Origin of the sequence: Streptomyces sp. NBC_01506 (assembly GCF_045040295.1) — a bacterium.
In the GTDB taxonomy this organism is placed as follows: domain Bacteria; phylum Actinomycetota; class Actinomycetes; order Streptomycetales; family Streptomycetaceae; genus Streptomyces.
In genome coordinates, this window is the sequence record NZ_CP109422.1 from 2,802,318 (window position 1) to 2,826,342 (window position 24,025).

The window sequence follows — 24,025 nt, forward strand, 5'->3', positions numbered from 1 at the left end:
GGCGATGCGTGAAGGCATGTGACGGAGCGTCAAGTTTCGGTTAGTCAGGTGTGGCTGCGTGGCGGGCATATGCGTGTGTGACCGAAATGCCCGTCTGGGCACGTTCGTTGAGGTGCTGTGAGCTAACCCTTCGACAACGACATTCCGAAGGCCACCCGTCCAGTCAAGTCGGCGCGCCGAAGCGGGTCACGGGACATTCCGGTGGTGGGTGGCGCGAGGGGTGTGAGGTGCCGGTGTGCTGGTCAGGTGGGGTGGAGTTGAGAAAATTTCGTGATTCCACTTGCCACGTCGAGGGGTGCTACGGGCCCTAAAGTTGGCCGAGTTGGATCGCTCGTGGCCTGTTAGGCACCTGCATTTTTCGAGGATGTACGCATCCATAGCACGGTGCGACGGCATAGGATCAAGCCGCGCCACGGGGGCCTCGCCAGCCCCTTCCGTAACCTTGCACACGATCTACTCGCGATCCCCACCGTCACCCCCCAATCCGTTAATAGGTATCTGCGTGTCACCGATACTCAGCACCGGTTCCGGCGATGGAGCCGCGCAGTGAAAATCAATCGCCGCCTTGTCCTGCTGGTCACCGTGCCCCTCGTGGTGGCCGTCACCTTCGCGGTGCTGGCCCTCGCTCCCGCGACCACCCAGGCACTTCAGGCCAATCGCCTCACGACCATGGTCGATGTCGCCTCGACCGTCAGCGAATTGACCCACCGTCTACAGCGTGAGCGGGCAGCGGCCACCGCGTTGGTCTCCACCCAGGGAGATACGGACGCGTTCCGCGAGACCTCGAGCGCGACGGACAAGAGTGTCGCCCAATTCCGTTCACAGATCGGCGACTTGTCGTCCGTTCCGGGTACGGCGCAGGCCGCTCTGGACCGTATCGACCGCTTCATCGACGAGATGCCGTCCCTGCGTGCCCAGGTGCGCTCCGGTGGCAGCACCGTCACGGCGCTGACGTTCGGCTACCGGATCGTGATCGCCGACCTGATCGACTACCGCGACGGTATCGCCCAGGCCGACGGTGTCGACGCCGACGTCGCCGACCGGATCCGCGCCGCCGCCGCGCTGTCGCGGGCCTCCGAGCACCTGGGCCAGCAGCAGGTCGCGGTCATGAAGGCGCAGGCGTCGGGTGGTTTCACCGAGGCGTCCAAGCGGACCTTCGACGCCACCAGGATCGGCTACACCGAAGCGACGGGCGCCCTGTTCGATCTGGGGCCGCAGCAGTGGCGGACCTGGCTGGAGCGCACGCTCGCGGGCCCGAAGGCCCTTGAGGCGCGCCGGCTCGAGGACGAGGTCGGCCGCACCGGGCCGGATCAGAAGCTCACCGTCACCGAGAAGGAGTGGCAGCAGGCGACGGCCGACCGGCAGGCGATCCTGCGCTCCGTCGAGAGCCGGATCGACGACTCCGTACTCAAGACCGTCACCGAGACGCGCACCTCGCTCGCCTGGCTGGCCGGCGCCGAGGTGGCGCTGGTGCTGCTCACGCTCATCAGCGCGGTCGTCGTCGCCATCCGGCTCGGCCGCGTGATGATCCGCCGGCTGCGGGATCTGCGCAACGCCGCCCACGAGGTGGCGCACACGGGTCTGCCGCGGGTGATGACGGAGCTGTCCCAGCCCGGTGCGCTCAGCGGCGCCACACCCGAACAGGTCGCCGAGCGCTCGGGCAACCCGGTCAAGACGACCGGTCTGGACGAGATCGGCGAGGTCGGTGAGGCGTTCAACGCCGTTCACCACGAAGCCGTCCGACTGGCGGCGCAACAGGCCCATATTCACGAACAGTTCGCCGAGACGCTGGTCGGTGTCGCCCGCAGGGGCGCGCAGTTGACCACCGTCATGGTGTCCGAGCTGGACGCGGTGCAGCGCGACGAGGCCGACCCCGAGCGTATGAAGATCCTGTTCGCGCTCGACCACCTCGCGATCCGCATGGAGCGCAACACCAACAACCTGCTGGTGCTGGGTGGTTACGGGCACGGCCGGGTGCGGTCCGCCGACATCTCCTGCTCGACGGTGATCGTGGCCGCCGCTCAGCAGATCGAGCGCTTCGACCGGGTGTCCCTCGGTGTCATCGAGTCGGGTATCGGCATCGCCGCGCGCGTCGTCCACGACGTGGCGCACATCCTGGCCGAACTCCTCGACAACGCGACGCGTTTCTCGCCCCCGGACAAGCAGGTCGGGGTCGCGGTGTGGCGGCTGTGGGACCGGGCGGTCGTACAGATCGTGGACGAGGGTGTGGGCATCACCGCCGAACGGCGCGCCAACCTCAACAAGGGTCTGCTGGAGCCGAAGTCGGGCATCGGCGACGTACGGTCCATGGGTCTGCACGTGGTGGCGCGGCTCGCCGCCCGGCACGGCATCGTCGTCGAGCTGCGCGACTCCTCAGGGCCGGGCACGATCGCCGAGGTCACCCTCCCGGCGAGCGTGCTGGCCGTGGCTCCGCAGGAGGCGACGCCGCGTGCGCAGGGCTCGCTCGGGGAGCGTCCCGGCGTACGGTACGAGGCACCCCGCCCGATCACCGGGCCCGGACCGCTCGGCCGCCGGCAGCCCGCCGGGGCGGGCGCCTCGGCGGGCCGCAACGCCGCCGGTACAGGCACTGGCACCGGCGCAGGCACCGGCCGGAACGGCGGTCGCTCCGACACGGGTGACTACCGTCCCGGCCAAGACGGCTCCACCAACGGGTCCGGCGGGTCCGCGAGTTCCGCGGCCGACGACCGCGAGCGCGCCAACGCGCCTTCCCAGCACCCCGTTCACGCGGAGCCGGTCTCCCGCATCGCCGGAGTCAGCTCCTCAGGACTGCCACTGCGACAGCGCAACACGCCGCAGCAGTGGCCCACCTTGGGCAAACGCGACGGCGCCGAACAGCGATCCGGCGCCGGCCCCAAGCCGTCGCCCCGCCGTCGGGACTCCCGGCAGGTCTCTGACGTCCTGGCGGCCTACGCCCAGGGGATCAACAGGAGCACGAGCCACCGCGGGCGCTCCGCCACCGACGACGACACCCAACGGAGCAAAAAATGACGACCTCACCCAACGACCTGAGCTGGATCCTCAGCGGTTTCGCCGGGCGCATCCCGGAGGTCACCCAGGCGATAGCCGTGTCCGTGGACGGACTCGCCCTGGCCTACACCGGGGTGGAGCGTGACGACGCCGACCGGCTGGCCGCCATCGCATCGGGTGTCGTCAACCTCCTTTCCGCCGCCGCCCAGTTGACGAACACCGACCCCGTCGAGCACAGCCTGACCGCCATGGAGGGCGGCTACATGTTCTCGATGGCCGTCTCCAGCGGCGCGTCCCTGCTGGTGACGACCACCAGGGACGCGGACATCGGCGAGGTCAGCTACATGATGTCCGAGCTGATCAACCAGGTCGGCGACTCCCTGACTCCCCAGGTCCGCGACGCGAACGCGCAGCCCTCGCGCTGACGTCCGGGTCGTGCCAAGCCCCCACCGTTCGGCCGCGTCGTCTCCATGGGGCCGTTCGCGCTGTTCCGTCCGTCTTTTCACTTCCTCCTGATGAGAGCCCTCATGTTCTTCGACATATCCATACCGCGTGGCCGCCGCAGAGTCCGGCCGGTCGGCGCAGCCGCCATCGCACTCGGCCTGGCAGCCGTCACCGGGTGCAGCGGCGACAGCGGCGCCGGCGACGACGACACCGTGAAGGTCGGCCTGGTGGCCTCGCTGTCGGGCACGTACGAGCCGGTCGGCACGGAGCTGCGCAAGGGCTTCGAGCTGTATCTGGCCACGCACGACAACAAGCTGGGCGGCCGTGAGGTCGAGCTGGTGGTGGCGGACGAGGGCGACGGTCCGCCCACCGCGGTCCCCGCCGCCACCAAGCTGATCAAGAAGGACAAGGTCGACGCGCTGACCGGCCTGGTCAGCGGTGGTTCGGTCAACGCGGTGATGCCGCTGATCGACCAGGCCAAGATCCCGCTGCTCGGGTCCAACGGCCGGCCGCCCGTCAAGGACATGAAGTACCTCTGGACCACGAGCTTCCTCTCCGACGAGCCGGGCGCGGCCATCGCCCCGTACGTCAAGGAGAAGGTCGACGGCCCGGTCTACGCGATCGGCCCCGACTACCAGGGTGGCTACGACGAACTGCGCGGATTCACCGACGAGTTCAAGAAGATCGGCGGCAAGCTCGCCAACCCGGACGGCAAGACCAAGTGGACGCCGTTCCCCAAGACCACCAACTTCATGCCGTACTTCGCCGACATCGCCAAGACGGACGCGAAGGCGGTGTACTGCTTCTACGCCGGCAAGGCCGCCATCGACTTCGCCAAGCAGTACGCCCAGTCCGACGTCGCCGATCTGCCGCTGTACACGGCCTTCGTCACCGAGGGCAGCGTGCTCCAGGCGCAGGGCGACGCGGCGAAGGACGTCTACTCGGTCCTGAACTACGCGGCCGACCTCGACAACGAGGCCAACCGTAAGTTCGCCGCCGACTGGACCGCCAAGCACGACACCCAGCCGACGACCTACGCGATGGCCTCGTACGACGCGGCTGCCGTGCTGGACCAGGCGATCGCCGACGCCGCCGACAAGGGCGACGTGACGCCGGAGACCATCAACACCGCCATCGGCGATCTCGGCCAGATCGACAGCCCGCGCGGCCCCTGGGAGTTCGGCGACAAGGCGCACTCGCCGGTGCAGAAGTGGTACCTGCGCCAAGTGCGCAAGGACGGCGACCAGTTGTCGAACGTCATGGTCCAGGACCTGGCGACGCTCGGTAGCTGAGATGAATCTCCTTGATGCCCACCTCGTACCGGCGGTGGACGGAGTGGCCTACGGGCTGCTGCTGTTCGTGGTCGCCGCCGGTCTGAGTCTCGCCTTCGGCACCGCGGGCGTGCTGAACCTGTCGCACGGCACGCTGTACGCGATCGGCGCCTATACCGGTGCCGAGTTGAGTGACGGGACCTGGGGCGGCCTCGTCGTCGGACTGGCGGCCGGGACCGCGGCGGCAGCCGCCGCCGGGGCCGGTCTGTCCGCCGCGACGATCCCCCTGGCCCGTCGTGGGCATCTCGCACAAGCACTGCTGACGTTCGGGCTGGCCCTGATCGGCGGCAATCTTCTCGTGGAGTTCTTCGGGGCCGACGAGCTACCCGTACGCGTCCCCGAGGCGCTCGACACCTCGGTGACGCTGCTGGGCCACCGTTACCCCGCGTACCGGCTCTGCTTCATCCTCATGGCCGTGCTGCTCGCGGCGTTCGGTACGTGGGTGCTCACCCGCACCCGGGTGGGAGCGGCGGTACGGGCTTCCGCCGACGACCCGCAGATGCTGGCCACCACCGGGCACAGCCCCCGCGCGGTGCACACCGGCGTACTGGCCGCCGCCGGGGCGCTGGCCGGGGCCGCCGGAGTGCTCGGCGCGCCCATCATCGGGCCGGGGGCCGGCACCGCCGACACCGTGCTGATGCTCTCGCTCGTGGTGGTCGTGCTCGGCGGGCTGCGGTCGCTGTGGATGACGTTCTTCGCGGCGATCGCCGTGGGCGAGGTGCAGACGCTCGGTGTCTCGCTGGCGCCGGACTGGGCGCCGTACCTGCTGTTCGCGGCCATGGCCGCCGTACTGATCCTGCGGTCCCGGTTCACCGAGCCGGCGACAGCGGGGGCGCACGGCGGCGGGGACGGTGCGGCCGACCCGGTGGAGTGGCTGCGGCGACGGCTCTCCGTGTCGTTGAAGGGGCGGGGACGCGGGGGGCGGGGCGCGGTTGACGCGGTCCCGTCCGGTGGGGTGCCGTCCGGTGGGGTGCCGTCCGGTGAGGTCCCGTCCGGTGCGGGCAAGGCCGACGCGGGCAAGGCGGAAGCGGGGCGCGGGGCGTTGCCGTGGCTGCTGAGGGGCGGCGGCGCCGACGGCGACCTCGCCTCGCGCGTACGCCAGGCCGCTCCGCTCCTCGTCCTGCTCGTCGTGCTCATCGCCCTGCCGACGCTGCTCGACGCGTACTCCCTCTCGCTGGCCGGTTCCGCGCTCGCCCTCGGGCTGCTCGCGGTCAGCGTCACCATCCTGACCGGCTACGCCGGACTGCCGACCCTGGGCCAGACGGCGCCGTTCGCCGTAGGCGCGTACGCCACCGCGAATCTCGCCGACGCCGGATGGACGGTGGGCCCGGTCCAGGTCGTCCTCGCGGCCGTCGCCGCCGCGCTGTTCTCCCTGGTGACGGGGCCCGCCGTGATCCGGGCCCGCGGGACCACGGTCCTGATGATCACGCTCGCCATCGGCGAGCTGGCGAGCGCCGCGATCAACCAGCTCAAGTCCGTGACCGGCGGCGCCGACGGGCTCGTCGGTTTCCCGCCCACGCAGGCACTCTGGGGCGGGGAAGGGATGGTCGACGAGAGCGAGGTCTACAACTACGCGCTCGCCGTCGCGGTCGTCGCCGTCGTCGTCACCCTGCTCGTGCTGCGCTCCCCCGCCGGAAAGCTGCTGACCGGCACCCGTAACGCCGAGGCGCGGATGCGCGCGTCCGGCCACCCGGTGGAGCGCTATCTGCTGATGGCGCACATCGGCGCCGGTGCGCTGGCCGGGGTCGGCGGCTCGCTGATGGTCACCGTGCAGCAGTACCTCTCCCCCGCCGACGTCGGTTTCGAGATCGCGGCGTTCGCGCTGCTGGCGGCCGTGATCGGCGGCAACACGTCCGTGATCGGCGCCCTGATCGGCGCCGGGCTCATCGTCTTCACCCGTGACTGGGTGGCCAGTTCATGGCCCGGTCACGGACCGCTGCTGCTCGGCGTGCTGTTCGTCGCCGCCGTCTATCTGCTGCCGCGCGGTCTGGCCGGGCTGCGTGGCGGACCCGGTGCGCGGGGTCCCGCCAAGGGTGCGGAACTCCCGCCCGACCACGACAGCGTCCCGGCCGGGAAGGTCGCCCCATGACAGTTGTACTGGACCTGAAGAATCTCGTCAGGCGGTACGGGAGTCTCACCGCCGTCGACGACGTCAGCCTCCAACTCCCCGCCGGAGCACGGCACGCCGTCATCGGCCCCAACGGCGCCGGCAAGACCACCCTGCTCAACCTCATCGCCGGTACCGACCGCCCCGACCACGGCACCATCGCCCTTGGCGGCAGCGACATCACCCGTACGGCCACCGCCAAACGCAGCCGTCTCGGCATCGCCCGCAGCTTCCAACAGCCGTCCGTCATCGGCGAGTTGACAGTGCTGGACAACATCGTGCTGGCCGGCTGGCGGCACCATCCGCTGCGCCGGGGCGCCTGGCGGCGGCCGTCCCGCTACCGGCAGCACGCCGAGTCGGCGGCGCGCCACCTGGAGGCGGTCGGCCTCGCCGACTGTGCCCGCAAACCGGCCGCCGACCTGTCCCACGGTCAGCGCCGCATGCTCGACCTCGCGGCGGCTCTCGCGGGTGACCCGCGTCTGCTGCTGCTGGACGAGCCGGCCGCCGGGCTGACGGAGGGCGACATCGGCCGTCTGCTCACGATCCTGGGCGGCCTCCCGGACAGCGTCGCCATCATCCTGGTGGAGCACCATGTCGAGGTCGTCGCCCAACTCGCGGAAACGGTGACCGTGTTGGCTGCCGGACGGGTCCTGATCACCGGCCCCACCGCCGAGGCGCTGGCCCATCCTGAGGTGCGCGACGCGTACCACGCCACGAAAGCCGGCCACACAGCAGAAGCGAGAGGGTGACCGACCACCGATGCTGGAACTCACCGGCCTGACGGCGGGCTACCACGGTGGCACCGTCCTGCACGACCTGGACCTGAGCGTCCCCGCCGGCTCCGTCCACGCGATCGTGGGCCACAACGGGGCGGGCAAGACCACCCTCGTCCACACCGTGGCGGGGTTCATCCGCCCCTCCGCCGGTTCGGTACGGCTGAACGGCCAGGACATGACCGGGCAGCCCGCGCACCGGGTGGCACGCGCCGGGATCGGCCTCGTACCACAGGGCCGCCGGGTCTTCGCCGGACTCACCGTCGCGGAGCATCTGCGGCTGTCCTACCGCCCGCCGCGCCGCGGCGACGCGACCCGGCCCAGCGCGTGGACCCCGGCCCGGGTGCTGGAGTTGCTGCCCCGGCTGGGTGAGCGGCGGGGCAACCGGGGCACGGATCTGTCCGGCGGCGAGCAGCAGATGCTCGCCCTGGCCCGCGCGCTGCTCGGCTCGCCGAGCGTGCTGCTGATGGACGAGCCGACGGAGGGGCTGGCGCCGGGCCTGGTCAAGCAGGTCTACGAACTGGTCAGCACGCTGGCGCAGGAGGGCATCGCGGTGCTGCTGGTGTCGCCGAGCCCCACGCAGGCGGCGCAGTGCGCCCGTACCGTCACGGTCCTCACGTCGGGCCGGCTGAGCCTGCGGATGACGGGCACGGACGCCCGCACCGACCCGACGCCGCTGCACGAGGCGCTGGAGCTGACCTCGTCGCGAGGCAGCCTGTCCGGCGGCTGATCAAGCCCGTCCGGCGGCCGATCAAGCGGGTCCGGCGACTGAGGACGAACCGGCCCACCGGGCGGACCCGGTGAGCCGGGCGGTCACTTCAGCCGGTGCCCGCCGAACCCGCTGTTGCGGTCGGACCCGCTGTTCTGCTTCTGCCACCACGCGTCGAACTCCGGCTGCCCCATCGCGCTCCAGTCCGGCGTGTTCTCGACCTGCGCGCTGCCCATCCTGCGCGCGAGCGCGACCAGCGAGGCGCCGACCGCACCACGGTTGGTGTCGTACGCCTCCATGATCTCCTTCCAGCTCCCCCCGGCCTCCGCCGCGGCCTCCAGGGCCGTGGCGTCCTGGAGCGCCTTCACGCTGCCGCCGCCGATGTGCGGCCGGGCGACGCTGGCGGCGTCGCCGACGAGCAGCATCCGACCGGAGGTGTAGTGCGGTACCTCCAGGTCGTAGATGGGCTGGATGAAGGTGGTCTCGGCGGGTGTACGGAGCACCCTGGCCGCCCAGTAGGGCGGGAAGTTGTCCGCGACCAGGGCCCGGAGGTACGCGGTCAGCTCCGAGTTGAGCCGGCCGGGCGGCAGCGAGGTGGGCGTCTTCAGGTCCGGGTGCAGGTCCTCGGACTCGGGCGCGGCGGTGTAGAGCACCCAGTTGAGCCGGTGGCCGCCGACGCCGTCCGGGATGCGGTAGATCATGCAGTGGCCGCCGGGGAAGACCACGTTGTGCGCGTCGTTGCCGTCCGAGGGGAGGTCGGCGACGTCGGCGGAGGTGCCGCGCCAGCCGATGTAGCCGGCGTACGTGGCGCTGAGCCCGGGAAACATGGCGTCGCGGACGACGGAGCGGTAGCCGTCGGCCCCGATCACGGCGTCGAAGCGTTCCCGCTGTCCGTCGGCGAGTTGGAGAGTCGCGCCGTCGGAGTCGGGCTCGACGGCGGTGACGAGCGCGCCGGAGCGGTAGTCGGCCTCTGCGGGCACCCGGCGCCGCAACTCGCTCCACAGCGAACCCCAGTTGTAGGCGCGGAACGGGAACGGCTGCTCGCCCACGGCCCGTCCATGGTCGGCGTCACCGTCCCGCACGCTCCACACGCGCCGGGTCAGCGGCGCCCACGGCATCTCGGCGGCCACGTATCCGGCGCTCTGGAGTTCGTCGTACCGGTCGTTGTGAAGGGCTATTCCGACGCCCCGGTCCCGGAGTTGGGCGTCGGCCCGCTCGAAGACGGTGACCTTCCCGGCCCCGCCGCGTGACACGGCCAGCGCCGTGGCACACCCCGCGATGCTGCCGCCGACGACGGCGACGCTGCCTCCACGCATACCTGGCTCTCCCACTCACTCGGTCGATGTTCCGTTTCCCCCAACGCGCGGGGCCAGGAGGGATCTTATCGACGTGGCTCCCCGCCCCGGCAGGGGCGGCGAGGGGCCGAGAGGGGCAGAGAGGGGCCACGGGAGGCCGGTCGCGCGGGTCGCGACGGCGAAATCCGCGCCCATTACCTGGCCGGAAACCTCTGATACGGCGTGCGATATCGCCGGTCATCCGATGTATATGGCGAATACATGCCGCCCAGCAGCACACATCGCCCAGCAAATTACTCATAGCATGATGTATCGAAAGCGAGAGCTAGGACTATTGACGAGCCATGGGTTCGGCAGTTCACTCTCGGTCGTATGGTCAAACTGCCAGCGCAGAGGGCGGCGGGTACCGACCGCCTTGGCGTCCGAGCTTTCCCGGGCAAGTTTCCCGCTCGCGGTTTGGCGGTTCCCGCACAGTCGCCAATCCCATCAAGGGGTGAACCATGTACCGAAGAACACTTCCCGCCCTCTGCGGCATCGCGTTGCTCACCGTGGGTCTGCTGTCCGCCCAGACCGGCGACGACGCGCACTCTGACATCGTTGCCATGGCCGCCACCACGCAGCCGGCCGCCAGGTCCGAAGCCCAGATCGTCGCGGCGGCCGGCGCCACGACACCTTTCGTGACGGTCGAAGCCGAAACCGGAACGCTCGGCGGCGGCGCCCGTGTCCGATCCATCAGTCCGGGCGCGGCGCCACCGACCAAGGCCACCCTGGAGGGTGAGGCCTCGGGCTATTCGCTGGTCGAATTGAAGGCCAACGGCGATTCGGTGACATTCCCGAACAACACGGGGAAGAACGCCAACAGCCTCGTGGTCCGCGCCTCGATTCCGGATTCCGCCGGTGGCGGCGGGATCAACGCGACGCTGAACCTGTACGTGAACGGCGCCTTCCGCCAGGCGATTTCGCTCAGCTCCCAGCAGGCGTGGAACTACCGCGGCGCGACCACCGATCCGGACGACCCCAGGTCCGGCGGAGTGGCCTACCGCTTCTACAACGAATTCCCCCTGCGCGTCACGGGTGCCGCGATCGCCCCGGGAAGCACCATCCAGCTCAAGAAGGACGCCGCCAACACGGCCGCCGTCTACGACATCGACTCCGTCGACCTGGAGAACGTCGGGGCCGCGCTCGCCCAACCGGCGAACTCGATCTCGGTCGTCAGCAACGGCGCCGATCCGAACTTCTCGAAGGATTCGACGGTAGCCATCCAGAACACGGTGAACGCCGCCCGCACGCAGGGCAAGTCGGTGTGGATCCCGCAGGGCAAGTACCTGACGAACAGCCTGGTCTCCAAGCCGCTGGACTTCACCGGCGTGACGGTCCAGGGCGCCGGCATGTGGTACACCACCCTGTACCGCAAGGTTCCTCTCCCCGCCAACTCATGGCGCTCGCAGATCACGGTGGGCTCGAAGACCACGGTGACCGACCTTCAGATAGACACCAACGCGATCTGGCGGGGAGTCGGCGGCACCGGCGGTTCGGACTACGGCATCAACGCCGGCGGTGCCGGTGGCTGGCTGATCGACCGGCTCTGGACGCGGCACATCGACTCCAACTGGCTGTCGGGCAGCAACGGCATCGTTCAGAACAGCCGGACCGCGGACACCTACGGTGACGGTTACAACATCAACAACGGCAACACACCCAGTCCGGACAAGCTCGGCCTCAACATCACGGTCCGGAACAACTTCGCCCGGAACACCGGTGACGATTCCTTCGCCACGTACGCCGACGCCGGCGCCGGTGGCGACAACGGCCAGATCTCCGGGGCGAAGATCCTCAACAACACCGCGATCGCGCCCTGGTGGGCCAACGGAATCCGGATCGCCGGCGGAAAGAACGTCGAGGTCCGGAACAACGTGGTGAACAGCGTGTCGTCGAACAACGCCATGGACATCAGCGTGTTCGGCGATTCGGGTCACCCCCTGGAGTCCGCCACGGTCACCGGGAACCTCCTCCAGGGCGGCGGCGGCTGGAACGGAGCCCGGCACGGTGTCAGCATCGGTTCGCCGAGCAGCACCTCGCAGTTCCCGACCGCCTTCACGAACGTCACCATGAGCGACAACATCATCCGTGGGTCCCTCACCGCGGGGCTCAACATCGACCGGACGCGCGTCAATGTCACGCTGACGAACAACACGATCGACCGCCCGGCGAAGCAGGGAATCCGCGTCAGTTCGGGAGTCACCGGCACCGGAAAGTTCACCGGCAACAAGATCCAGAACCTGTTGCCGGGGCAGGTGGCCATGGAGAACCTCTCACCGTCCACCTTCAAGATCACCACCGGCTGAACCCACCGCGCCGACCGGGGGGTGGGCGCCCACCGCCCACCCCCCTCACGCGCGCCGACTACCGCGAGGAAAGCCGCAGTTGGGCGTCCGCCCAGTCCCCGTGGTCCGAGTCGATGCCGTCGCCGCCGTCCGTGACGCGCAGCGTCAACTGCCGCACCCCGCTCACGTCGACGTCGAACGCGTGCGGCGCGTCCCTCGGCCCCAGGACGCCGCTGCGCGCCAGGACCTGGCCGTCGCCGATCACCTCGAAGGCCACCGAGCCCTTGTCCGGCTTCTCCTCGTCGATGCCGGTCCAGGCCGCGAAGCGGTCGTACTCGCCGTTCAGGTCGACCGTCACCTCGGACAGCGCGTGCACTCCGAGCCCCTTGTCGTACGTCGTGTCGCCGAGCCGCAGCGGGCCGCCGTCGCCCGCGCCGTTCTCGCCGTTGGAGAGGTCGCGTTCGACCGGGCCCCAGCCGTTCTTCTCGGAGACGAACGGCAACGAGCTGACGTACACGGTGCCTTCGCGTGCCACGAAGACGCGCACCGTGCGCTCGACCGTCAGCGGCGCCGTGCCGCGGCGCGCGTCCGGGTCCTGGTAGGCCACCGTGACCGGGATCTCCGTCGCCCCGTACTTGGGGTCGGCGGGGACCGTGACCCGCCAGGAGGCGGTCAGTTCGGCGCCGTCGGTCAGTTCGTCCGCCGTCGCGCCGGAGCCGTCGACCGTCCAGCCCTCGGGGGTACGGGCGCTCAGCGTCACGTCCTCGGCGGGGCCCGCCTCGTCCAGCACGAAGCTCGCCTCGACATCGACCGTCGTGCCCGGCCGGGCGTCGGCCTTCGCGGGGGTGACGGACAGCGTGCCCACGGGCACGCCGTCCACCGGCCGGTCGCAACTGTCGCGGCCCGGCACGGCGCGGCAGATCTGCGCGGCGAAGCCGCCGGCCGCCAACACCGGCACCGTGAGTACGTCCTGACGGTTCATCACCTCACTCTGGCGTACGAGTCCGGCGGCCCCGTCCCGTACGACGTCGATCCGCCAGTTCCCGGATCCGAGGAAGGTCAGCGGGACGCGCTCGGTACCCGCGTCGCCCGCCGTGATGGAGCCGACGAACCACCGGTCGCCGTTCCTGCGCGCGAACGTCGCACCCTCGCCCGGAGACCCGGCGACGAGCCGGCTCTCGTCCCAGACGGTCGGGACCTGTTCGAGGAACCGGGCGACCTCGGGCCGCGTCCGGTACGCCTCGACGCTGCCCGCGTAGTTCTGGAACCCGGACTCGTACACGACCGACAGCGCCAGCTCGGCGGCCTCGGTGTTGTTGCGCTGCCCGAACTGGTAGCCCATGGGCGTGAAGTCCATGGAGCCGACCACGTTGCGGGTGTAGGGCAGCGTCGCCATGTCGTCGGCCTTGACGTTGCCCTGCTCGGCGCCGTGCACGCCTTCCATCGTCATGACGTGCGGCCAGGTGCGCTGGATGCCGTGCGGCAGCGTCGAGCCGTGGAAGTTGACCATCAACTCGCGATCGGCCGTCTCCTGAAGGATCTCGTCGTACCACCGCATGCGTTCGCGCGAGTCGGAGTCCATGAAATCGATCTTCAGTCCGGCGGCGCCCCACGCCTTGACCTTGTCGAGCTGTCGCGTGCGCTCGGCGGGCGTGTCGAGATCGGTCCAGTGCATCCACAACAGGACGCGCACGCCCCGCTGTTGGGCGTACTCCATCAACTGCGGCATCCAGTCGGTGGTGTTCCAGCCGTCATCGACCAGGGAGTACTCCCAGCCGTGCGCCGCCGCGTAGTCCACGAACCGCTGCTGCGCCTGAAGGCTGCGCTGCGCCGCGCCGAATCCCGCGAGCCAGGACCAGGCGGCGGTGCCGGGACGGATCCAGGAGGTGTCCGCGACGCGGGAGGGCGGGGCCAGGTCGTCCACCAGCGTGGACTCGGCCACGGTCGCCAGGTCACCGGCGATCACGGTCCGCCAGGGGGTCGCGAGCGGCCCGCCGGCGGGCAGGGGCACGGACGGGTCGGCAAGCGCCACGTCGTAACGCCCGCTGCCCGCCGTGTGCGTGAGCCGGCTCGCGGGATAGCGGCCGTCGACGTCCGCCTCGGAGAGCAGTACGTGGTCGTCGCCCACCTGGAACAGCGCGGGGTACGCGTACTGGCCGCTCGAAGCGCCGGCGGCGGTCGAACCGTCGTACGGCTGCTCGTAGTTGACCGAGTAGTCGCTCAGCCGGGCGGGCGCGTCGCCCGGCAGTACGAAGCCGGACGCCTCGCGCAGCACGGCGCCGCCGCCGTTGCCCGCGGGGAGCACGTAGCGGTACGCGACTCCGTCGCCGGCCGCGCGCACGACCAGGTCGACCCGCGCCCCGTCCGCCCCTTCCAGGGTGAAGCGCGACTCGGCCATGTCGACGGTGCGGCGGCGTTCCTTGCCGACGACGGTGGTGTACCGCTCCGTGACACGGCGGTCCTTACGGTCCACCAGGCGCAGCCCGCGCGTCAGGTCGGCGTCCTCGGTGACGATGCCGACGGGCGAGGGCTCGACCAGGGTGCGGCCCGCGTCGCGTACGGCGAGGGTGACGGTGCCGGCCGCGGGGTCGAGCCGTACGTCGGCGGTGGGCCCGCCCCGGGACACGGTCCAGGCGGAGCCGGCGGGCCGGGGGCCGCTCGCGTCGTCCTGGGCCGCCGCCGGGGTCCCCAGGCAGAGCACGCCCGCGAGCGCGGTGGCACAGGCGGCACGCCATCGGTTGGTTGATCTCGGTCTCGGTCTGCTGTTCCTCATCGCTTGTCCCTCTCACTCGGAGCCGGGCCCAACGGGCAAACACGGGGCGCGAGTTGGTGAAGGCGGAACAGAATTGATCTGCGCATGACCAGGCGCCCGCGCCCCGGATTGTCCACCGGAATCCCCCGGAACCGCCAGGGTCTGTCGCACAAAATCCAACAGAATCCATAACGCGCATACATGCATATGATCCAGGGCATGGGGACTTCTGCCATACCGGGCGACGCGCCGGGCGACCGCCTCGCGGCGTTCGGCAATCAACTGATCGAGGTACACATCTGGCTCCGCGAGGAGCTTGCCCGGCTTCAGGACGACGTCGACGGCTACCTCGCGGGCGACGGCGAGCGCCCGCGCGAACTACAGGCGCACTGCCTCGCGTTCTGCTCGGCCCTGACCCGGCATCACACGGCCGAGGACGACAGCGTCTTCCCGGCCCTGGCGCGGCGCTTCCCCGAACTGGCCCCCGTCTTGCGACAACTCGCGGACGATCACCACATGGTGACCGCCATCCTCGGCCGCCTCCAGGACCTGCTCGACGGCATCAGCGCCGTCCCGGACGCCGCCGAGGCGCGCAGGGTGCGGGGCGAACTGGACGGTCTCGTCGCGCTGGTGGAGTCCCACTTCACGTACGAGGAGAAGAAGCTCGTCGCCGCGCTCAACGCGCTGGACACACCGCTGCCGGACGATTTCGCGCTCCCGGACGCACGGGGCGGCTGATGCCGGGAATCAGGCGGAGCGCTTCCGTGCCGGAGCCTTCTTCGCCGTCGTCTTCTTGGCGGCGGCCTTGCCCGTCGCCGTCTTCTTCGCGGCCGTCCTGCCCGTCGCCGTCTTCTTGGCCGCTGCCTTCTTCGCCGCCGTCTTCTTCGCCGCCGTCTTGGCGGGCGCCTTCGCGGTGGACTTCGCGGTGGACTTCCTCGTACCCGCCGACTTCTTGCCGGTGGGCAGATGCGTCACCTCCGCGTGCTCCCCGCTCCCGTGCCCGCCCCCGCTCCCCTCGCCCCGTGACTCCTTCGCCGCCCGCACGCTGCCCTCCAGCGCCGCCATCAGGTCCAGCACCTTGCCCCCGCGCCGCTCCCCCGCCCCCTCCGGCGCCGGCAGTGCCGCGCCTCCCGCCTTGGAGGCGATCAACTCCTCCACGGCTTCCTGGTAGTCGTCGTGCAGCGAGTCCAGTTCGACCTCGCCGAGCGTGTCCATCAGGGCGTCCGCCAGGTCGAGTTCGGCGTCCCGGATGCTGACGTCCGTCTCCGGCGCCACCCCCTCCGGCTGCCGGATCTCGTCCGGCCACAGCAGCCCGTGCAGCGCGATGACATCGCCGAGGACCCGCACCATGCCGAGCCGCTCGCGCCCGCGCAGCGCGAATTTCGCGATCGCGACCTTCTCGCTCCGCTTCAGGGCCTCACGCAGCAGCGTGTACGGCTTCGCGGCGGGCACGCCGTTCGCCGCGATGTAGTACGCCGAGCCCACCTGGAGCGGATCGATCGACGCCTCGGGCACGAATCCCACGATCTCGATCGTCTTCGCCGTCGGCAGCGGGAGCTGGGCGAGGTCGTCGTCCGTGATCGGGATCATCGACCCGTCCGCGTCCTCGTACGCCTTGCCGATCTCGGCCGAGGTGACCTCCTCCTCGTCCAGCTCGCAGACCTTCCGGTAACGAATCCGGCCGCCGTCCGCCAAATGGATCTGCCGAAAGGAGATCGCATGGCTCTCGGTGGCGTTCACCAGCTTGATCGGGATGCTGACCAGACCGAAGGAGATTGCGCCGTTCCATATGGATCGCACGGTTAATCCCTTACATCCGAATTCGTGGGATTCTCATCGTATGACGCCCATCGCCGAGGTGGAGGGGCGGCGGATCGCCCTCAGCAATCTGGAGAAGGTCCTCTACCCGGCCACCGGCACCACCAAGGGCGAGGTCCTGCACTACTGCGCGACCTCGGCCGGTGCCCTGATCGCCCATCTGGCGGGCCGTCCCGTCTCCTTCCTCCGCTACCCGGACGGCCCCGCCGGCCAGCGCTTCTTCACCAAGAACCCGCCGCCGGGCACACCGTCGTGGGTGCGCAGGGCGACGGTGCCCCGTTCGGCGGACCAGATCGCCGAGCAGGTGCTGGTGGAGGACCTGGCGACGCTGATGTGGGCGGCGAACCTGGTGGTGGAGTTCCACACCCCGCAGTGGCGGGCCGACAGCCCGGCCCGCGCCGACCGCATCGTCTTCGACCTGGACCCGGGCGAGCCCGCCACGGTGGTGGAGTGCTGCGCGGCGGCGCTGTGGCTGCGCGACCGGCTGACGGCGGACGGGCTGCACGCGTACGCCAAGACGTCCGGCTCGAAGGGCCTGCATCTGCTCGTACCGCTGGAGCCCACACCGTCGCGCGAGGTCTCCGCGTACGCCAAGTCGCTCGCCGTCGAGGCGGAGGCCGAGCTGCCTCATCTGGTGGTCCACCGGATGAGGCGCGCGCTGCGCCCCGGCAAGGTCTTCGTCGACCACAGCCAGAATTCGGCGGCCAAGACGACGGCCGCGCCGTACACCCTGCGCGCCAGGACGGAACCGACCGTCTCCACCCCGGTGTCCTGGCAAGAGGTGGGCGATTGCGCGGCGCCGGAGGACCTGGTCTTCCGCATCGGCGACATCGCGGGGCGACTGGAACGGTACGGGGATCTCCTCGGCCCGCTCATCAATCTCAACCGGGCGGGCCGCCTGCCGTGACCGGGGGCGTGGCGGGCGTGCACCATGGGGGTGCGCGCCGGTCATCAGCGTCATGAAGCGTCACAAGAAGAGAAGGAACCAGGAATGATCATCTTCGGGACCAAGGGCTATATCTACCAACTGGCGATACTGACGCTCGTGTGCGGCCAGTGCGGCAATCCGTCGGCGCACACGCTGCGCAAGCGCGTCTCCAAGTTCACGCTGTTCTTCGTGCCGCTGTTCCCGTACTCGACGAAGCACTACACGCAGTGCACGTTCTGCGGCGTGGAGCACCAGGTGCCGAACGAGCAGGCGGAGCAGCTTCTCGCGCAGAGCGCGTCGCAGGCCCAGCAGGGCGTCGGCCAGCAGCACGGCGCCAACCCGTTCGCGCAGGGCGGTCAGGGTGGCCAGGGACAGCAGCCGGGACAGGGCGGCAACCCGTACCAGCACTGAGCGCACTGAGCGCACTGGGAGCGGTGAGGCACGCAGAGTTACGGTTGCGGACAGAATGTGACGAAACTAGGGTAAATCGGGCGAGGGTCGCGCAGTTCCGCGTCGGCTCCGCACCCCTCCCCGAACATCAGGAGTCACGCATGTCCCAGCGTTCCCTGCGCTCCTCCGCCCCGCGTCTCCGGGGTTCCTTCGGCCCGTACGCCGCAGCGCTCGCCGTCGCCGTCGCGGCCCTCACCGCCACGCCCGCGCTGGCGGCGGTACCGGCCCCGCCGCCCGTCGGCGCGCACGGCCACGCGGACATCGGCACCGACGCCGAGGCGGGCACCGAGGCGGGCCGCCCCGCCGGCGCCAACCCCGAGGCCGTGGAGACCGAGGCCGCCGCCGCGCCGTCCGCGCGCGAGTACAAGGGCCGCGTCACCGCCAAGAGCGGGCTGCTGCTGCGTGACAAGCCCACCCGTAGCAGCAAGGTCATCGGCACGGCCGCGTACGGCTCGATCGTGCACATCTTCTGCAAGACGCGGGGCGACAACGTGAACGGGAACGACCGCTGGTACCTCCTCACGGACGGCACCTGGGCGTGGGGCTCGGCCGCGTACATCGCCAACATCGGCGAGGCGCCGCGCTGGTGCTGACCCCGCGCGGAGCCTGACCTGACCGACATGCCTTATGTCTTTACATAACCGGACATAAGGCATGTCGGGTTGCTACGTTGCGCTCCATGACCGCAACGACGGCGGACTCTCCCCCGCCCGAACCGCTGGAACCGCCCGAACCACACCTCCGCAAGCGGCGCGGGGTCGAGCTGTCCCTCCTCGTGTGCGCCGTCCTGATCTCCGTCTTCGGTTACGTCGCCGTCGGCCTCGCCCGTGACGACGCCGCCCCGCCCGACGCCCTCGGTCTCAGCGCTGGGCTGGGTCTGCTCGCGCTCGTCGCACATCTCGCGGTGCGGTTCCGCGCCCCGTACGCGGACCCGCTCCTGCTCCCGATCGCGGTCCTGCTCAACGGCATCGGGCTGGTGCTGCTCCACCGCCTCGACCTGTCGACCCCCGGCGAGCGCGACGCGCCCGCGCAGCTCGTCTGGTCCACCCTCGGTGTCGCGCTGTTCATCGTCGTCGTCGTGCTCCTGCGCGACCACCGGGTGCTCCAGCGGTACGCGTATCTGTCGGTGGTCGCCGCGCTGCTGCTGATGACCGTGCCGATCTTCTTCCCCGCCGTGAACGGTGCCAGGATCTGGATCCGGATCGGCGAACTCTCCTTCCAGCCGGGCGAGTTCGCGAAGATCCTGCTCGCCGTCTTCTTCGCCGCTTATCTCGCGGCGAACCACGGCGCCCTCGCGTACACCGGCCGCCGGATCTGGAGGCTCCAACTGCCCACCGGCCGGGTGCTCGGCCCCATCGTCGCGATCTGGCTGCTCAGCGTCCTCGTCCTGATCCTGGAACGCGATCTCGGCACCTCGCTGCTCTTCTTCGGACTCTTCGTGATCCTGCTGTACGTGGCGACGGGCCGCACCGGCTGGATCGCGGTCGGGCTGCTGCTGGCCGGGGTCGGCGCGTTCGCCGTCGGCTGGCTCGAACCGCACGTCCACAACCGGGTGCAGGACTGGCTCGACCCGTTCGCCTCCATCGACGCCGGCCATGGCCCCGGCCAACTGGCCCAGTCCCTCTTCGCGTTCGCGGCGGGCGGGATGTTCGGTACGGGGCTGGGGCTCGGCCGCTCCTTCCTCATCGGCTTCGCCGCCAAGTCCGACTTCGTACTCGCCACGGCGGGCGAGGAGTTGGGGCTGATCGGGCTGACCGCGATCTTCCTGCTGTACGCGCTGCTCGTCGCGCGCGGTTACGGCACGGGGCTGGCCCTGCGCGACGCGTTCGGGCGGCTGCTCGCGGTCGGACTGGCGTCGATCGTGGCGCTCCAGGTGTTCGTGATCGCGGGCGGGGTGACGGGGCTGATCCCGCTGACCGGCATGGCGATGCCGTTCCTGGCGCAGGGAGGCTCGTCGGTCGTCACCAACTGGGTCATCGTGGCGCTGCTGATCCGGCTCAGCGACTCGGCGCGCAGACCGCACCCGCAGACGGTGGAGATGGGCGTGATCGCGCGTACGGAGGTGGCGAACCGTCCGCCCGGACCTGTGGGGCCGGCCGGCCCGGCGGCGGGGAGCGAGTAATGATCGGTCATATCCGTCTCGCCGCCGCGTTCTGTCTGCTGCTGCTGGTCGCCCTGCTCGTCAACGCGGCCCGTATCCAGGTCATCCAGGCCGGCTCCCTCGACAACAACCCGGCCAACCGCCGTAAGACGATGGACCGTTACGAGCAGCCGCGCGGCCAGATCCTGGTCGACGGCCGGACCGTCACCGGCTCCAAGGACACCGGCCAGCAACTGCGCTACGAACGCACCTACACCCAGGGCCCGTTGTACGCACCGGTGACCGGCTACTCCTCGCAGACGTACGGCACCACCCTGCTGGAGAACGCCCAGGACCCCCTCCTGACCGGCACCGACCCCATGCTCGCCCCGCTGCCGTTCTGGAACGACATCACCCGCGCCCACCAGAGCGGCGGCAAGGTCGTCACGACCGTCAAGTCGGCCTTGCAGCGCGCCGCTTACACCGGACTCGACGGCAGACGGGGCGCGGTCGCCGCGATCGAGCCGACGTCCGGGAAGATCCTCGCGCTGGTCAGCAGCCCGTCGTACGACCCCGGACAACTGTCGGGTACGGGCGGGGCCGTGGCCGACGCGTGGCGGCGGTTCAACGGGGCGGACGCGCAGCCGATGCTCAACCGGGCCATCCGGCAGACGTACCCGCCCGGTTCGGCCTTCAAGATCGTGACGGCCGCCGCCGCGCTGGACGCCGGGGTGGTCGACGACGTCGACGCGCCGACGGGCGTCCCGGAGCCGTACGTCCTGCCGGGCACCCGCACCACGCTCCCCAACGACGCGCGGGGCTGCGACAAGGAGTCGCTGGCGTACGCCGTGAAGTGGTCCTGCAATTCGGTGATGGCCGGTCTCGGGGTGCGGGTCGGGCTCGACGCGATGGTGGAGACGGCGGGCAGATTCGGCTTCAACGACGGGCGGTTGAGGATCCCGTCCGGGGTCGCCGTGTCCAACTTCGACCGGGAGATGAGCGACGACCAGCTCGCGCTCTCCTCGATCGGGCAGTTCGACACGACGGCGACACCGCTCCAGATGGCGATGGTGGCGGCGGCCGTGGCGAACGGCGGGGATCTCAAGTACCCGTATCTGGTGGACCGGACGCTCGCGGCGGACGGTGATGTCGTCTCCCGTACGGGCGAGCACTCGTACCGGCAGGCGATGAGCCCGTCGACGGCCTACCGGCTGCGGCAGTTGATGGTGGAGGTGGTGGACACCGGTACGGGGATGAGCGCCGGGATCGACGGCGCGACGGTCGGCGGGAAGACCGGGACGGCGCAGCACGGTGTGGGCAATTCCGGTACGCCGTATGCCTGGTTCATCTCCTGGGCACAGGCGCGGGACGCGGGCCGGCCGGCGGTGGCGGTAGCCGTGGTGGTGGAGGACGCGGAGGCGGTGCGCGGTGAGATCAGCGGGGGCGGCGACGCGGCGCCGATCGCACGGGCGGTGATGGAGGCGGCGCTGCGGGACTGACCTCGGGACTCACCGCGGTCAGAGCCTTTGCAGGCCCGCCTGGACGTCGTCGAAGTTCATCACCGGCACGAAGGTCACCTTGGCGCCGAGGTCCTGGAAGAACGGCTCGGCGGCGCTCGGAATGTCGGAGGCGTCCTTGAGATCGAAGACGATGTAGGCCGTGCGCATGCCCTCCTGGCTGCCGAAGTACGCGGCCTCCGGCTTGATCCGGTCGAACACCGCCTTCATGGTGTTGGGCAGTGTGCGATCCGTGATCGCCTTGTTCGCCTTCTCGGTGTCCATCTGGACCGTCAGCAGCACCCTCATGACTTGTCCCGTCTCTCACCAGCGCCCGCCGGCACATCCGTGCCGCCCACCAAGCGTGGGTACGGTTCCGGAAGGCCGCAACCGGGGAAGGGCGTCGGAGTGACAGGCTGGTGGACGGTGGGCGAGGCGCTGGAGCGGATCGACCGGCGCGACCCGGAGCTGTGCGCGTTCATCGAGGTGTGGCACGCGCGGGCGCTCGAGCGGGCGCACGCGGTCGACCGTCAACTGCCGCTAGCGGGGCTGCCGTTCGCGGTGAAGGGCCCGACGGGCATCCGCTCGTACGCGGCGCGGCGGCTGATCGCGGCCGGGGCGGTGCCGGTCGGTTCGACGGCGGTGCCGGGGCCGGAGACGTACTGGCAGACCTGGGGCCGGGGCGCCCACGGCCGTACGGTCAATCCCTACCGTGCCGACCGCACGCCCGGCGGTTCGTCGGCGGGCTCGGCGGTGGCGGTCGCCGCCGGCCTGGTGCCGCTGGCGACGGGAAGCGACGGGGCGGGGTCGGTGCGGATTCCGGCGGCGTGGTGCGGGGTGTTCGGCCTGAAGACGACGAGGGGGCTGCTGCCGTCGCCGGACCGCACGGGGCTGGCGACGGCGGGGGTGCTGACGCGGCGGGTGGCGGACGCGCGGGCATATCTGCGGTGCGTGCTGGACGGTTACGAGGAGGGCCCCCGCGTGCGGGCACCGGTGCCGGCGACGTACTCGCCGGATCTCGGCTTCGCGCGGACGGATCCGGCGGTGGAGGCGGTGGTACGGGGGGCGGTGGACCGGTTGGTGGCGGCGGGGGTCGTACGGCCGGCCGCAGGCGCCGGTTCCCCGCTCTCACTGCTCGACCCGCGCGAGGCGTGGCTGGCGGCACGGGGCGGCGCGGGCCTGGACGTAGGGGCCGTACGGGAGGAGAACGACCGGCGACTCGACGCGTACTTCGCGCGTACGCCGCTGCTGCTCACCCCCGTGACGCCGAACCGCCCGCACGGCCACGAGGGTCCGGGCGTCGACGTCTACTCGACGGCGCTGACCTGGGCGTTCAACCTGAGCGGCCATCCAGCGGCGAGCCTGCCCGCCGGTTTCACACCGGACGGCTGCCCGGTGGGACTCCAACTGGTGGCGGCGCGCGGTGCGGACGTCTCGCTGCTCGACATCGCGAGTGCGGCCGAGGAGGCCCTGCCTGTCATGCGCCCCTGAAGACCTTCGGGCCCCTGCCCCTCATCCATTATGTACCGCCGGGGGCCCCGATTCCTTCCTCCTGCCGGATGATCTTGAAGCTCCGCAGCGCCCCTACCGTTGAGCCATGCCACTTCACATTCATGACCACGGCGGCGACGGGCCGCCCTTGCTTCTTCTGCACGGCGCGGGGCGTTCGCTCGCCGACTGGGACGCCGTGGCCCCGCTCCTCACCCCGTACCACCGCGTGCTCGCGGCCGACCTCCCGGCGCACGGCCGCTCCAGCGATCCGAGCGGCGACGAACCCTGGTCGTTCGATGCCACGACCGCCGCCGTCGAGGCCGCGCTGCGCGCGCACGACGCCCCGGACGCGATCCTGGTCGGTCACTCGCTGGGCGGGATGATCGCCGTGCGGTACGCGGCCGAGCACCCCGGAGCAACGCCGGGCGTGGTGAACCTCGACGGCCTGTGGTGGGGCTCGCCGCAGGAGTACGCGGGTGAGGAGCGCGAGAGCGTCGTACGCCTGGGCGAGATGACGCGGGCGACGGCCGGCCAGGTGGCGCCACCCGAGTTCATCGAGCAACAGGCGGCGTACGCGGGCCAGTTCGGCATCCCGTACGCACGCGCGGAGGCGGCGGCGCGGGCCGCCGTACACCAACTCCCCTACGGCCGCTGGCAGACGCTCCCGGAACGCGAGCGTTCGCTGGAGATGCTGGACGCGTTGGACGCGTTGGAGCTGTTCGCGGAGATGCGCCGACTGGCGTGCCCGCTGCTGGTGGTCAGGGCGCGCAGGCCGCAGCCGCCGATGCCGGGGATGGAGTGGTTCGACAAGCTGATCGAGACTCACGCGCGGCGGATGGACGAGGAGTTGGCCGCGCTGGTGAACGAGCGCCCGACCGCCGCCACCCGGGACATGGACGCGACGCACGCGATGCTGCTGGAGGAGCCGGAGTCGGTGGCGGAGTGCGTGCTGGAATTCGGCCGGTTGTGCGGAGGGATTGACGAGAGCTACTGACAGGAAGTCTTATAGCTGGGACGAGAACCGTACCCCCGGTAACCC

19 protein-coding genes are annotated in these 24,025 nt (G+C 70.6%); 15 read left to right on the forward strand and 4 right to left on the reverse strand.

Features of this window, described 5'->3' with window-relative positions:
- Positions 1-546: 546 nt before the first annotated feature.
- The 6 genes from OG329_RS11900 to OG329_RS11925 all read left to right on the forward strand — a co-directional run bounded on the left by OG329_RS11900 (position 547) and on the right by OG329_RS11925 (position 8,373).
- The gene (locus tag OG329_RS11900; RefSeq protein WP_405794735.1) at positions 547-3,009 is read left to right on the forward strand and encodes a nitrate- and nitrite sensing domain-containing protein; all 2,463 of its coding nucleotides are present in this window, start codon (positions 547-549) and stop codon (positions 3,007-3,009) included.
- Positions 3,006-3,413 carry a roadblock/LC7 domain-containing protein gene (locus tag OG329_RS11905; protein ID WP_354604905.1) on the forward strand — a complete coding sequence of 136 codons (408 nt, stop codon included), beginning with the start codon at positions 3,006-3,008 and terminating at the stop codon, positions 3,411-3,413. The genes OG329_RS11900 and OG329_RS11905 overlap by 4 nt, the downstream gene beginning before the upstream one ends.
- 102 nt (positions 3,414-3,515) lie before the next feature.
- The gene (locus OG329_RS11910; protein WP_405794738.1) at positions 3,516-4,724 is read left to right on the forward strand and encodes an ABC transporter substrate-binding protein; all 1,209 of its coding nucleotides are present in this window, start codon (positions 3,516-3,518) and stop codon (positions 4,722-4,724) included.
- A 1-nt stretch (position 4,725) separates the two neighbouring features.
- Positions 4,726-6,852, forward strand: coding sequence for an ABC transporter permease subunit (locus OG329_RS11915; RefSeq protein WP_405794740.1), 2,127 nt, complete (start codon positions 4,726-4,728; stop codon positions 6,850-6,852).
- Positions 6,849-7,619, forward strand: coding sequence for an ABC transporter ATP-binding protein (locus tag OG329_RS11920; protein WP_405794741.1), 771 nt, complete (start codon positions 6,849-6,851; stop codon positions 7,617-7,619). The genes OG329_RS11915 and OG329_RS11920 overlap by 4 nt, the downstream gene beginning before the upstream one ends.
- A 10-nt stretch (positions 7,620-7,629) precedes the next feature.
- Positions 7,630-8,373, forward strand: a complete 744-nt coding sequence (locus OG329_RS11925; RefSeq protein ID WP_405794742.1) for an ABC transporter ATP-binding protein — start codon at positions 7,630-7,632, stop codon at positions 8,371-8,373.
- Between the two features lie 83 nt (positions 8,374-8,456).
- Here OG329_RS11925 and OG329_RS11930 read toward each other — a convergent pair whose 3' ends face one another.
- The gene (locus OG329_RS11930; protein ID WP_405794744.1) at positions 8,457-9,668 is read right to left on the reverse strand and encodes an FAD-dependent monooxygenase; all 1,212 of its coding nucleotides are present in this window, start codon (positions 9,666-9,668) and stop codon (positions 8,457-8,459) included.
- Between the two features lie 479 nt (positions 9,669-10,147).
- On the opposite strand from OG329_RS11930, the gene OG329_RS11935 reads away from it, so the two are divergent.
- The gene (locus tag OG329_RS11935) at positions 10,148-11,992 is read left to right on the forward strand and encodes a right-handed parallel beta-helix repeat-containing protein (protein ID WP_405794746.1); all 1,845 of its coding nucleotides are present in this window, start codon (positions 10,148-10,150) and stop codon (positions 11,990-11,992) included.
- Positions 11,993-12,050: 58 nt separating this feature from the next.
- Here the strand turns inward: OG329_RS11935 and OG329_RS11940 are convergent, their stop codons facing one another.
- Positions 12,051-14,744: a glycoside hydrolase family 97 catalytic domain-containing protein gene (locus OG329_RS11940; RefSeq protein ID WP_405794747.1), complete on the reverse strand. Its 2,694-nt coding sequence runs from the start codon at positions 14,742-14,744 to the stop codon at positions 12,051-12,053.
- Between the two features lie 198 nt (positions 14,745-14,942).
- Between OG329_RS11940 and OG329_RS11945 the strand changes: the two genes are divergently transcribed.
- On the forward strand, positions 14,943-15,461 hold the full coding sequence (locus tag OG329_RS11945; RefSeq protein ID WP_405794748.1) for a hemerythrin domain-containing protein: 519 nt from the start codon (positions 14,943-14,945) through the stop codon (positions 15,459-15,461).
- Positions 15,462-15,470: 9 nt separating this feature from the next.
- Here OG329_RS11945 and OG329_RS11950 read toward each other — a convergent pair whose 3' ends face one another.
- On the reverse strand, positions 15,471-16,523 hold the full coding sequence (locus OG329_RS11950; RefSeq protein ID WP_405794750.1) for a Ku protein: 1,053 nt from the start codon (positions 16,521-16,523) through the stop codon (positions 15,471-15,473).
- Positions 16,524-16,563: 40 nt separating this feature from the next.
- On the opposite strand from OG329_RS11950, the gene ligD reads away from it, so the two are divergent.
- From ligD to OG329_RS11975, 5 genes are all read left to right on the forward strand, one after another.
- Positions 16,564-17,448 carry a non-homologous end-joining DNA ligase gene (gene ligD / locus OG329_RS11955; protein WP_405794752.1) on the forward strand — a complete coding sequence of 295 codons (885 nt, stop codon included), beginning with the start codon at positions 16,564-16,566 and terminating at the stop codon, positions 17,446-17,448.
- Between the two features lie 84 nt (positions 17,449-17,532).
- Complete coding sequence (locus tag OG329_RS11960) at positions 17,533-17,880, forward strand: zinc-ribbon domain-containing protein (protein ID WP_405794754.1); 348 nt, start codon at positions 17,533-17,535, stop codon at positions 17,878-17,880.
- Positions 17,881-18,020: 140 nt separating this feature from the next.
- On the forward strand, positions 18,021-18,512 hold the full coding sequence (locus tag OG329_RS11965) for an SH3 domain-containing protein (RefSeq protein ID WP_405794755.1): 492 nt from the start codon (positions 18,021-18,023) through the stop codon (positions 18,510-18,512).
- Positions 18,513-18,598: 86 nt separating this feature from the next.
- Positions 18,599-20,041, forward strand: coding sequence for an FtsW/RodA/SpoVE family cell cycle protein (locus tag OG329_RS11970; protein ID WP_405794756.1), 1,443 nt, complete (start codon positions 18,599-18,601; stop codon positions 20,039-20,041).
- Positions 20,041-21,498, forward strand: a complete 1,458-nt coding sequence (locus tag OG329_RS11975) for a penicillin-binding transpeptidase domain-containing protein (RefSeq protein WP_405794757.1) — start codon at positions 20,041-20,043, stop codon at positions 21,496-21,498. The genes OG329_RS11970 and OG329_RS11975 overlap by 1 nt, the downstream gene beginning before the upstream one ends.
- Before the next feature lie 18 nt (positions 21,499-21,516).
- Here OG329_RS11975 and OG329_RS11980 read toward each other — a convergent pair whose 3' ends face one another.
- On the reverse strand, positions 21,517-21,804 hold the full coding sequence (locus OG329_RS11980; protein WP_405794759.1) for a DUF3303 family protein: 288 nt from the start codon (positions 21,802-21,804) through the stop codon (positions 21,517-21,519).
- Between the two features lie 99 nt (positions 21,805-21,903).
- Between OG329_RS11980 and OG329_RS11985 the strand changes: the two genes are divergently transcribed.
- Together OG329_RS11985 and OG329_RS11990 are read left to right on the forward strand one after the other, a co-directional pair.
- Entirely contained in the window at positions 21,904-22,986 is a 1,083-nt protein-coding gene (locus OG329_RS11985; protein ID WP_405794761.1) for an amidase, read from the forward strand.
- Positions 22,987-23,092: 106 nt separating this feature from the next.
- Positions 23,093-23,980 (forward strand): alpha/beta fold hydrolase, encoded by an 888-nt coding sequence (locus tag OG329_RS11990; RefSeq protein ID WP_405794762.1) that lies wholly within the window; start codon positions 23,093-23,095, stop codon positions 23,978-23,980.
- Positions 23,981-24,025 lie beyond the last annotated feature (45 nt).

Excerpts from the sequence above, each read along its gene's own strand:
- OG329_RS11930 (WP_405794744.1), bottom strand. The coding sequence starts at position 9,668 with ATGCGTGGAGGCAGCGTCGCCGTCGTCGGCGGCAGCATCGCGGGGTGT.
- OG329_RS11915 (WP_405794740.1), top strand. The coding sequence starts at position 4,726 with ATGAATCTCCTTGATGCCCACCTCGTACCGGCGGTGGACGGAGTGGCC.
- OG329_RS11910 (WP_405794738.1), top strand. The coding sequence starts at position 3,516 with ATGTTCTTCGACATATCCATACCGCGTGGCCGCCGCAGAGTCCGGCCG.
- OG329_RS11905 (WP_354604905.1), top strand. The coding sequence starts at position 3,006 with ATGACGACCTCACCCAACGACCTGAGCTGGATCCTCAGCGGTTTCGCC.
- OG329_RS11935 (WP_405794746.1), top strand. The coding sequence starts at position 10,148 with ATGTACCGAAGAACACTTCCCGCCCTCTGCGGCATCGCGTTGCTCACC.
- OG329_RS11975 (WP_405794757.1), top strand. The coding sequence starts at position 20,041 with ATGATCGGTCATATCCGTCTCGCCGCCGCGTTCTGTCTGCTGCTGCTG.
- OG329_RS11980 (WP_405794759.1), bottom strand. The coding sequence starts at position 21,804 with ATGAGGGTGCTGCTGACGGTCCAGATGGACACCGAGAAGGCGAACAAG.
- OG329_RS11965 (WP_405794755.1), top strand. The coding sequence starts at position 18,021 with ATGTCCCAGCGTTCCCTGCGCTCCTCCGCCCCGCGTCTCCGGGGTTCC.
- OG329_RS11970 (WP_405794756.1), top strand. The coding sequence starts at position 18,599 with ATGACCGCAACGACGGCGGACTCTCCCCCGCCCGAACCGCTGGAACCG.
- OG329_RS11925 (WP_405794742.1), top strand. The coding sequence starts at position 7,630 with ATGCTGGAACTCACCGGCCTGACGGCGGGCTACCACGGTGGCACCGTC.
- ligD (WP_405794752.1), top strand. The coding sequence starts at position 16,564 with ATGACGCCCATCGCCGAGGTGGAGGGGCGGCGGATCGCCCTCAGCAAT.
- OG329_RS11920 (WP_405794741.1), top strand. The coding sequence starts at position 6,849 with ATGACAGTTGTACTGGACCTGAAGAATCTCGTCAGGCGGTACGGGAGT.
- OG329_RS11945 (WP_405794748.1), top strand. The coding sequence starts at position 14,943 with ATGGGGACTTCTGCCATACCGGGCGACGCGCCGGGCGACCGCCTCGCG.
- OG329_RS11960 (WP_405794754.1), top strand. The coding sequence starts at position 17,533 with ATGATCATCTTCGGGACCAAGGGCTATATCTACCAACTGGCGATACTG.
- OG329_RS11940 (WP_405794747.1), bottom strand. The coding sequence starts at position 14,744 with ATGAGGAACAGCAGACCGAGACCGAGATCAACCAACCGATGGCGTGCC.
- OG329_RS11990 (WP_405794762.1), top strand. The coding sequence starts at position 23,093 with ATGCCACTTCACATTCATGACCACGGCGGCGACGGGCCGCCCTTGCTT.